Origin of the sequence: Streptomyces phyllanthi (assembly GCF_009377205.1) — a bacterium.
GTDB classification, from domain to species: Bacteria; Actinomycetota; Actinomycetes; order Streptomycetales; family Streptomycetaceae; genus Streptomyces; species Streptomyces phyllanthi.
The window spans coordinates 1-9,517 of the sequence record NZ_VJZE01000369.1; the positions used below are offsets into that span (position 1 = coordinate 1).

Consider the following 9,517-nt stretch of genomic DNA (forward strand, 5'->3'; position numbering starts at 1 on the left):
ACGTTCTCTTGCCCCGCAAGGAGACATCCCGTGCACCCCACTCGCAAGGCGGTAGCGACAGCAGCCGCGCTTCTGGCCGTGACGACCGCCGTCACCGGCTGCAACAGAGGCTCCACCCCCGAGGCGGCCACGGCCGGCTCCTCCGAAAGCGGTTGCCCCGCCGCCCTCGCCAAGGCGAAACAGGCCGTCAAGAAGGCCGAGAACATCAACGCCCCCTGGTCGGGCCCCACCACCGGACCCAAGGCCTTCCCCGGCAAGACGATCGTCTACGTCGCCCAGACCATGACCAACCCCGGTGTCGCCGGTGTCGCCAAGGGCGTTCAGGAAGCCGCGGACATCATCGGCTGGCGCGTCCGCGTCATCAACGGCGAAGGCACGCCCTTCGGTATCCAGGCCGCGCTCGCGAAGGCCATCGCCCTCAAGCCCTCCGGTATCGTCCTCGGCGGTTTCGACCCCACAACCGCTCCCCAGCAGGTGCGGCAGGCCAACGCCGCCGGTATCCCGCTGATCGGCTGGCACTCCGTCACCGCACCCGGCCCCGAGGCGGACCCGAAGCTCTTCAGCAACATCACCACCGATGTCGAGGACGTCGCGCAGATCAGCGCCGACTGGATCATCGCCCGGTCCAACGGCCGTGCGGGCGTCGTGCTGTTCACCGACATGTCGATACCCTTCGCCAAGCGCAAGTCCGAACTGATCAAGAAGAGACTCTCCACCTGCTCCGACGTCACCCTGCTGAGCTACGAGGACATCCCCATCCCGCGGGCCAACAGCCGCACCGTCAAGGCGGTCTCCTCCCTCCTCTCCCGGTTCGGCGCCAAGTGGACCCACTCCGCCGCCATCAACGACCTGTACTTCGACCACGCGGCCCCCGCGCTGCGCGCCGCCGGCAAGCAGGGCACCGGCGCGCCGTACAACATCGGTGCCGGTGACGGCGACGCCTCGGCCTTCCGGCGGATCAACGGCGGGGAGTTCCAGGCGGCCACCGTGCCCGAGCCGCTGTCCGAACAGGGCTGGCAGATCGTCGACGAGTTCAACCGCGCCTTCTCCGGCAGACCGGCCAGCGGATATGTCGCCCCGGTCCACATCACCACCGCGGCCAACAGCGGTGGCGCACTGTCCTGGGACGCCGAGGGCTACCGCGAGGCCTACCGGAAGATCTGGGGCGAGTAGGGGACCAGGGCATCTGAGAGGATCACCGGAACCGTACGAACACAGAGGTGGGGGAACATGATCCTGGTGCTGCTCGGTGTCCTGGCGCTCGTCGTCGGCGGGTGCGTGTGTGTGGTGTGGGCGGCGCGCGGCGGGCCCCGCTGGGTCCGGGTGGTGTCGACCGTGACGGTCACGGCGGGCGAACTGCTGAGTGCGGGGATGAAGGGGAGCCGGGGCCGGAACGGATCGAGCAGCAGCGACGAGTAGGCCCATGGGCGGCCTCTCGGTCGCATGGGGCAGACCGGTGGACGAGGGCCCCGGCCTCGGTGCCGATGGCCTCGGCGAGTTCCGCACGGCGATCCAAAGGTCAGTTGACGTAGTCGGCGACGAGTGCGGCGAACTCGTCGGGGCCGGCCAGGCGAATGCCGAGCGTCTCGGCCTTGGCGCGCTTCGATCCGGCGTTCTCGCCCGCCACGACCAGGCTGGTCTTCTTGGAGACGCTGGAGGAGGAGCGTCCGCCCGCGCGCTCGATGAGCTCGTTCATCTGGTTCCGGCTGAGCTTCTCCAGGATGCCGGTCATCGCGCCGGTGACCACCACCGTCATCCCGGTCAGCGGCCCGCCCCCGGCTTCCGAACCCCGCGTGTGACCGTCCGCGTCGCCGTCCGCGGTGGTGGGCGGGGTGGCTCCGGGCTCGGTCATGTTCACCCCGGCAGCGGCGAGTTTGTCGATGAGCGGGGCGAGTTCGGCGAGTTCGGCGACGATGGACGGCGCCTTCTCCTTGCCGATGCCGTCGACCTGTTGGATCGCTTCGGCGTCGGCGGCGCGGATGTTGTCCATGGTGGCGAAGTACCGGGCGATGCGGCGGGACATGGAGCGGCCGGTGCCGCGTATCCCGAGCGCGCACAGTACCCGCGACAGCGGCTGCTCCTTCGCCGCGGCGAGCGCGGCCAGGAGGTTGTCGGTGCTGGTCTCGCCCATGCGGTCCAGACCGAGGAGCTGGTCGCGGGTGAGGGTGAACAGGTCGGCGAGATCCGTGACCAGGCCCGTCTCGACGAGCTGGACAACGCGCGTGTGGCCCAGGCCCTCGATGTCGAGCTGGTCCCGGCCGGCGGCGTACGACAGGGAAGCGACCAGGTGGCAGTTGCGGCCGTTCTCGCAGCGCCAACGCTGCTCACTGGTGTCGATGCCGGCTCCGCATCGCGGGCACGCCTCGGGAAAGGCGATGGGCTGTTCCCCGCCGGTGCGCAGCTGCGCGACGGGGGCCTCGATGCGGGGGATCACGTCGCCTGCGCGGTGGACCATGACGTGGTCGCCCAGGCGCAGGTCGCGGCGGGTGATGTCGGCCGGGTTGTGAAGGGTGGCGTAGGTGATGGTGGAACCGTCGATCTCCACGGGCTCCAGCACACCGCGCGGGGCGATGATCCCGGTGCGCCCGACGTTCCACTCCACCGCCACCAGCCGGGTGATCTTCTCGACGGCGGGCAGTTTGTAGGCGATCGCCCAGCGCGGCGCGCGCGATCCGGAACCGGCGGCCTGCTGGTCGGCGGCCAGGTCGGCCTTGACGACGATCCCGTCGATCCCGAAAGGCAACTCGGCCCGCAGCGCGGCGATCTCCTTCACCCGCGCCAGGACGTCCTCGACCGTGCCGGCGGTGACACCGGGCACGGCGGTGCTCGCGGTGGTGTTCACCCCCAGCTCTCCGGTCCACTTCATCAGCTCGCTGTGGGGCAGCTCGCCCAGCCGCCCGGCGAGCTCGGCGTCCGTGCCGGACAGTGCCGGCAGACCGTAGCCGAAGAAGGTCATCGGCACGGTGTAGGCCCGGTCCCTGGCCCGCAACGTGCCCGCGGCCGCGTTGCGCGGATTCGCGAACGGCTGGCCGCCGTGCGCGGTGCGCACCTCGTTGGCATGCTCGAATTGGGCCGTGGTCATCAGGACTTCGCCCCGCACCTCCACCGTGACCGGCTCGGTCAGCTCGTCGGGCAGGCCCTCGATGGTGCCGATCGCGTGCGAGACGTCCTCCCCGGCCGTCCCGTCACCGCGGGTGATGAGTCTGGTGAGGCGGCCGCGGGTGTAGCGGGCGGCGATCGCCAGGCCGTCGAGCTTCGGCTCGACACTGAACTGCTCCACCTCGTGCCCGATGCGCCGGGCCAGCGACGCCGTCCACGAGGTGAACTCCTCGGCCGAGAACACGTTGTCCAGGCTCAGCATCGCCACCGTGTGCGGCACGTCCCCCTCCACGGCACCGCCGGCGACCTTCCCGGTCGGTGACTCGGGCAGCACCTGGTCGGGATGGTCGGCCTCCCAGGCCGCAATGCCGCGGACCAGCCGGTCGTAGGCGTCGTCATCCAGCACCGAGGTGCCGCCCGTGTAGTAGGCGGCCGACGCCCGCACCGCATCCTCGACCGCCCGCGCGTAGGCGGCGGCATCCACGATCACTGCGACTGGTGTTGTCATGCCGGTCATCCTGCCTGCCACCACTGACAACGCGCCTCGTCCAACAGACCGGGACGCCACCGCGCGAACGGGCGGGTGGCAGCCGCGTCTCGTCAGCGACAGCGCGGCCGGGCATCCGTCGTATGTCTCCAGGCCTGCCACGAACCGGCGCCGGACCCGCGGTCCGGAAGAAGGTCCTGGCGCCGGCGAGCGACGCCAGGACCTGGTGAAGACGCGCGGCAACGCGTCTTCTTTGCGTCTCCGGATCACTGATTGCCCGCAGTACATCGGAGAAGCACCGCCCCGGCCCGGGGCCGTTGCGGGTGCAGGATCAAAGATCGGGTATGGCGTGCCGTCAGGTCAACACAAGGACGGAACTGCGGAAACCTCGTCGCTTCCATGGCTCTCAGCTGGGACGGAGCAGTTCAGCCAGTGGCCAGAACCTCCTCCAACGTGCGGGACACCGATGCGGAAATCTTTCCGAGGGCTGGGACGGCACGTCACAAAGGTGGGACACATCTGCGGCTAATCATCCGGCCTCAGTGCTCTGACCAGCGGGCATGACGAAGGAGGTCGTGGCCCGGGCCGAGACCACCGCAGGGACGCTCCTGCGGAATCGCCTGCCGCGGGTTAGCCCTCCGGCGGCAGATGCTGCAACATCACTTGCCACGAAGGCGGCGGCAACCGCCTTGCACCACAACGTCGTTGGCCCGCACTACACAGAACGAACCGATGGAGAAGCGTTGAACCTGTTGCCCTGCGGCACGGCCACTTCCCGGCCGCGTCCCGTGACCGGCCCGGAGGCCGTCGTCCTGATCGTCATCATCGTCGTCGCGGGCGCCTTGGCCGCCGTGGGCCTTCCGGCCGCCAGCGTGGCGATCCTGATCGCAGAGGCAGGAACACTCGGTGTCCTGCTCCTGCGCCAGCTGCGTGGCTCCAGCCGGGACGAGTCGGCACCTGGCCGGGACGAGTCGGCACCTGGCCGGGACGAGTCGGCACCCACGGGAGCCTGACAGCCGGATGGGCCGCCGTGAGAACCCGATCGGCCAATGCGGCAGAACCCTGCGCTCCCTCGCGGCCTGGCTTCGCGCCGGCCGCGAGGCGGCAGGGCTGACCTACGAACAGCTCGCAGCCCGCACGGAATTCAGCGCCGACACCCTGGCCCGCGCCGCGTCCGGACGCAGCGTGCCCAGAAACCTGGACGTTGTTCTCGCCTACGCCCGGGCCTGCGACCTGTCCGTCAAAGAGGCCGAGAAGTACTGGAAACTGGCACGTCGCGACGAGGCCCGAGCCGTGGGTGTTCTCAGCGGGCACCGCGGCGGCGTGCACATCAGCGTCGTCAAGGACTTCGCCGATCTGCACTCCGCCATCGTCGACCTCTACCAGAACGGGGGCAGCCCGCCCCTGCGAAGCCTGGACGCACGGATAGGCGGCCTGGGACGCCTGCCCCACAGCACGGCCGGGCGGGTCCTGAAGGGCCGCTCCACACCCAGCCGCCTCTTCGTCCTCGCCTTCGCGGAAGTCTTCGGTGTCCGGAAGTCGGACCTCCCTGAATGGGGCAAGGCCTGGGACCGTGCGGACCGCGACCGGCGCAGCGCCCGCAGCCGCCTGCGCGACCACGGCCAGTCCGGCCTCCTCGACCGCCTGACCACCCACGACCGTGTCACTCCGCGCGACCTGCAACTGCTCATGAGCGACCTGGAGTCCTCCGCCCGCCGGGAACCAGGTCTCAAGCTCCTCGTCCACATCCCCGACACCAGCGACACGGAGGCTCACAAGGCTGCCCGGATGACCCGAGAACTTCTCGTCGACCAGGCGCAGCGACGCGGAGTTCTCTCCTGCCCGCAGTGCCAGCGGCCCTCGTTCGGCTACGACGACTCCACGGGTTGGCGCGCCGCTCTGTGCAGCGACTGCAGCCACGCCCCTGTCGCACCGAGTGCCGCACGCCTCCCGGACCGGCCCGAGGCGAGTCCCCAGGACACCCCCACGCTGTCACTCCGAGTGCCCGAAGCAGCGGAACGCCCCACGCTGCCGCGCCGGGTCCCCGGAGGCTCCTGGCCCTTCCCGTCCGGCCTGTCCCCGTCCCGGGCGCAGGACGCCGACAACCTGGAGACGATCAGCGACCAGGCACCACCGGCTGCCACGACAGCGGACGGCCGTTGCCGTCTCTGCCACGAGTACCACGAAGCCGACGACATCCCGCCCCCGGCCCCGGGCACCGGCACGACCACCCCGGGCACCGGCACGACCACCCCGGGCGCCTGGCCCCGGATCACCAACGCCGGACCCGTCACCGCGCTCGGCGCACACACGACGGAGCGGCGGCCTCCCCCCAGCCACCAAGCACTCAGCGAGTTCTTCGCACCCCGCCGGAGTCACCAAGCCGATGCGAAACCGGATCCCCGTCCCACCACACCTACCTTGACCACCCGAATCCGCATCAACATCCCCGGCAGCAGGCCGATCCCGCCGATCGTCATACGCCGAGCCGCCCCTGAGGAACCGCCCCCGTCCCGGCACGCTCCTCATGCCCCTCCGAGTGAGTGAGGTGTGTGCGGTGACGGTCATCAGCGGTCTGCGTCCCAGGGCGCCCGCCGCACCGTGATGCCGGGCCGCACCGAGGTCTACAGCCTTTCGTCGCGTGCCAGGATCAGGCTGATCGAGCCGTCCTCGAGGTTGATGCCGCTCTCGAGGTGCTCGTGGTAGCCGTCCCGGAGTTCGGGATCGGCGAGGCCGAGGAGTCGCTCGGCAAGGGCGCGCAGCCCTGCGGCGTTGGCCGCGACAGTGATCTCGGTGGCCGAGCCGTACACCTTGATGCGGGGTTCATCCATGCGGTCACGCTACAGCGGGGCCTTGTGGCGCCTGCCTCACGGTGGGCGGGATCAGGTCCGGACCCAAGGGTTCGCTCAGTTCTCGAAGGCTCGGCGGTACAGGCTCCTGGTCTCCTCCGTGGCCTCGATCGTGCCGCCGCAGATCGGGACCACGCCGTCCTCGGCGGTCACGAGGTAGCGCTGACCGACCTTGAGTGCGATCGCCTCCGGGTGCAGCTCGTGGTGGGTGAGCCTGACCGTGGTGGCGTCGCCGCCGCGGAACCAGTGGTCGACGCGGAGATCGACCCGCAGGCCCTCCTCGGAGGTCACCGTGCCCTCGAAGGCGACGGGATAGCCGCGCAGCAGGTCGACGGTGGCTTCCACGCACAGGGCTTGGGTTGCCCCGTCGGCGCCCTCGGCGGTCAGAGCCAGCGGAGCGGTCGAGGAGGACCGGGCGCTGTCCGGCCGCTCGTCGGCGGCCATCACTCCCCAGGTGACACCGCCTCCCACCACGAGCAGAGCCGCGGCCGCCGCCATGGGGAGCAGGCGGCGCCGGCCTCCGCCCAGGGTGCTCTTCGCCGGCCGGGTGGCGGTCTCGACGCTGCTCGTCTCCGGTCGGGTGCCGGTGCCGTTGGTGCTCTTCTCCGGTCGGGTGCCGGTGTCGATGGTCATCGTGGCCTCCACAAGACGGTTGACGTCGGGCAGTGGAGCGTCAGAGGTCAGTGCCGGGTCCGCGGCCTTCAGGCGGGCCAGCAGCTCAAGGTCGTTCACCGACTGCTCCTTTCTTCCCTTCGTCCGTCTCATGTCCGACGGGTGCGCCGTTCTTTCGCTCCAGCAGTGCGGCGAGTTTCTTCTTCGCCCGGTGCAGCCGGATGCTCACGGCGTTGGAGGTCATGCCGGTCACCTCCGCGATCTGGCGCGGCGTCAGCTCCTCCCACGCCCAGAGGAGCACCACCTCACGGTCCAGCGCACCGAGTTTGTCGAGTGCCGCGTGCAGCTCGGTGTGGTCGGCCGGTGCGGTCGGGAGCGCCTCGCGCGTCCGGGTCAGCCGCTCCACCAGCCGGAGCCGGCGTCCGTCCGCCCGGCGGGCGTTGGCCAGACAGCCCCGTGCCACGCCGTAGCACCAGGGCAGTACGTCATCGGGGTCGGCCACGGGCCCCGCTCCGAGCCCCGGTACGTCGTCGATACGACGCCAGAGCACGAGCAGCGTCTCCGAGAGGACGTCCTCGGCCACGTCGGCATCCGCCCGCCGCACCAGATACCGGTGCAGCGGCTCCACCACCGCCTGCGCCAGCGCCTCGAAACGGGCGTGCGACTCCCGGGAGGGCACCTGTTCCGTCATGGATTCCACACCCAGCCCTGTCCGGCAGCGGTGCGATCCTTTCAGCGCCGTACGACCCTGTCAGCACCCCGCCGTGCACAGGGACGTCAGGGCTCACGAGCTGCTGAGGCGGGTTCCGACCTCCATGGCCGCGGTGTCGCTCCGCTCGGCCAGCGCCTTCTCCAGTCGCTGGATGTGGTAGTACTGCACGCGCGTCGTGCGCTGCAGCGCCATGACCGCGCCGAGGAACTGGTCCATCTCTGCGGCCCGGGTGAGGATGTCGTCGGGCACGTGCTCGTCCCGCAGACAGGCCTCCGCGTCCTGGCTGAGCACGGCGTGGGCCCAGCCGCGGGTGATCGGCTTGAACAGACCGGGGTGGTTGGCCACGATACGGGCCCGGATGGCCAGGTCGTTCTCGGCGGCTTCCAGGTGCAGTCCGGTGTCCTTGTTGCGCGCCCCGAACAGGGGCTCATGGATGTGGTGGGCGTCGAAGCCGTGCTCGACGCAGCCGATCCAGAAGTCCCAGTCCTCTCCCGCCCGCATGCTCTCGTCGTACCCGCCGACGGTCTGCCACGCCTCACGGCGGTACAGCGAGCAGTAGAACATGATCAGCCGCTGGAGCATCAGCTCCCTGCTGTAGGCGGGGAGGGGCATCGCCTGCGGGGGCAGGTCGTCGTCGGTGAACGTGAACACATCGGTCGAGGCGATGGCGGTGCCGGGGGCGCCGTCCAGCACCGCGACGGTCTTCTCGAGCATCGTCGGAGCGATCACGTCGTCGGCGTCCAGCGGCAGGATGTAGCGTCCCGCGCTCGCCTCGATCCCGGTGTTGCGCGCGGCGGAGACCCCGGCGTTGTCCCGTCGGACCAGCCTGATGCGCCGGTCGGGGTGACGGGCGATCAGACCCTGGGCCACCTCGGCGGTGTCGTCGGTGCTGCCGTCGTCGACGACGACGAGCTCCCAGTCGCGGAACGTCTGAGCGAGGACGCTGGACACGGCGTCGGGCAGATAGCGGGCGTAGTCGTGGCAGGGGATGACCACCGAGACCACAGGGTCGGATCCGTGGGACATGCGCCGTCTTTCGGGTTCGCTGGGGCGGGTTCGCTGATGTGCGGAATTCCGTGTCGTCCGGTGTCGTCCGTTGTTGTCCGGTGCCTGCTTTTGCTGCCCCCCCCCGGGCCGGGCTCGGAGAGCGGGCCGGCCCCGTCGCAGCAGACCCGTCGGATCGCGTGCTACATGGAGGGCTGCCTCACCCCGTGGTGCTGCTTGTGGTGGTGATCGCGGCCGTGGTGGTGCTGTCCGTGCTCCTGGTGGTGCCCGTAGTCGCAGACGGTGATGTTGCCGACGGGCGTGCAGCAGTGGCTGTAGTCGGTGACCGTGATGTTGCCGACGGGCGTGCAGCAGTGGCCGTAGTCGGTGACGGTGACGTTGCCGACCGGCGTGCAGGGGTGCCCTGACCCGGGGGTGAGCGTGACGTCGCCGCTTATCGACTGCTGCTGGTGCGCGGATGCCGACGACGCCGTCACGGTGTCCGTACCGAGGGCGGCGGCGTAGGCCGCCTCCGCGGTGTTGAGCAGTCCGGCGGTCGCCAGCGCGGCAGGGAGGGCCAGGGAGGACATGACACGGGCTTTCACGGTGGGGCCTTTCGTTCGGGGGAAGGATCTGCCGTCTCGGGCCGGTGAACTCCACGGCCGGGGCAGTAGCGCCACCGTAGGATTTCATTACTCGACGTCGCAAAACGATTACTCCGTGCGAGCTATCGGTGTGCGACTCGGCGCCTGTGTACCGGCCCCGGCGCCTCCC

10 protein-coding genes are annotated in these 9,517 nt (G+C 70.2%); 4 read left to right on the forward strand and 6 right to left on the reverse strand.

The features are described from left to right. Window positions 1–30: 30 nt before the first annotated feature. Together FNH04_RS34520 and FNH04_RS34525 are read left to right on the forward strand one after the other, a co-directional pair. A complete protein-coding gene (locus FNH04_RS34520; RefSeq protein ID WP_322724700.1) occupies window positions 31–1,173 on the forward strand; it encodes a substrate-binding domain-containing protein in 1,143 nt (380 codons plus the stop codon). 57 nt (window positions 1,174–1,230) lie between these two features. After that, window positions 1,231–1,419 carry a hypothetical protein gene (locus tag FNH04_RS34525; protein ID WP_152789794.1) on the forward strand — a complete coding sequence of 63 codons (189 nt, stop codon included), beginning with the start codon at window positions 1,231–1,233 and terminating at the stop codon, window positions 1,417–1,419. Window positions 1,420–1,519: 100 nt separating this feature from the next. Here the strand turns inward: FNH04_RS34525 and ligA are convergent, their stop codons facing one another. Further along, entirely contained in the window at window positions 1,520–3,607 is a 2,088-nt protein-coding gene (gene ligA / locus FNH04_RS34530) for an NAD-dependent DNA ligase LigA (protein ID WP_194236908.1), read from the reverse strand. 722 nt (window positions 3,608–4,329) lie between these two features. On the opposite strand from ligA, the gene FNH04_RS34535 reads away from it, so the two are divergent. Both FNH04_RS34535 and FNH04_RS49525 read left to right on the forward strand, forming a co-directional pair. Further along, window positions 4,330–4,599, forward strand: coding sequence for a hypothetical protein (locus tag FNH04_RS34535; protein WP_152789796.1), 270 nt, complete (start codon window positions 4,330–4,332; stop codon window positions 4,597–4,599). A 7-nt stretch (window positions 4,600–4,606) separates the two neighbouring features. Continuing rightward, entirely contained in the window at window positions 4,607–6,133 is a 1,527-nt protein-coding gene (locus FNH04_RS49525; protein WP_152789797.1) for a helix-turn-helix domain-containing protein, read from the forward strand. A 77-nt stretch (window positions 6,134–6,210) separates the two neighbouring features. Here FNH04_RS49525 and FNH04_RS34545 read toward each other — a convergent pair whose 3' ends face one another. From FNH04_RS34545 to FNH04_RS34565, 5 genes are all read right to left on the reverse strand, one after another. After that, window positions 6,211–6,417: an Imm32 family immunity protein gene (locus tag FNH04_RS34545; RefSeq protein WP_152789798.1), complete on the reverse strand. Its 207-nt coding sequence runs from the start codon at window positions 6,415–6,417 to the stop codon at window positions 6,211–6,213. A 75-nt stretch (window positions 6,418–6,492) separates the two neighbouring features. Next, entirely contained in the window at window positions 6,493–7,167 is a 675-nt protein-coding gene (locus FNH04_RS34550) for a hypothetical protein (RefSeq protein ID WP_322724703.1), read from the reverse strand. Next, window positions 7,154–7,738, reverse strand: a complete 585-nt coding sequence (locus tag FNH04_RS34555) for an RNA polymerase sigma factor (protein WP_152789800.1) — start codon at window positions 7,736–7,738, stop codon at window positions 7,154–7,156. Before FNH04_RS34555 ends, FNH04_RS34550 begins: the two co-directional genes overlap by 14 nt. A 93-nt stretch (window positions 7,739–7,831) precedes the next feature. Next, window positions 7,832–8,785: a glycosyltransferase family 2 protein gene (locus FNH04_RS34560; protein ID WP_152789801.1), complete on the reverse strand. Its 954-nt coding sequence runs from the start codon at window positions 8,783–8,785 to the stop codon at window positions 7,832–7,834. A gap of 161 nt (window positions 8,786–8,946) precedes the next feature. Beyond that, window positions 8,947–9,333 (reverse strand): hypothetical protein, encoded by a 387-nt coding sequence (locus FNH04_RS34565; protein WP_152789802.1) that lies wholly within the window; start codon window positions 9,331–9,333, stop codon window positions 8,947–8,949. Window positions 9,334–9,517 lie beyond the last annotated feature (184 nt).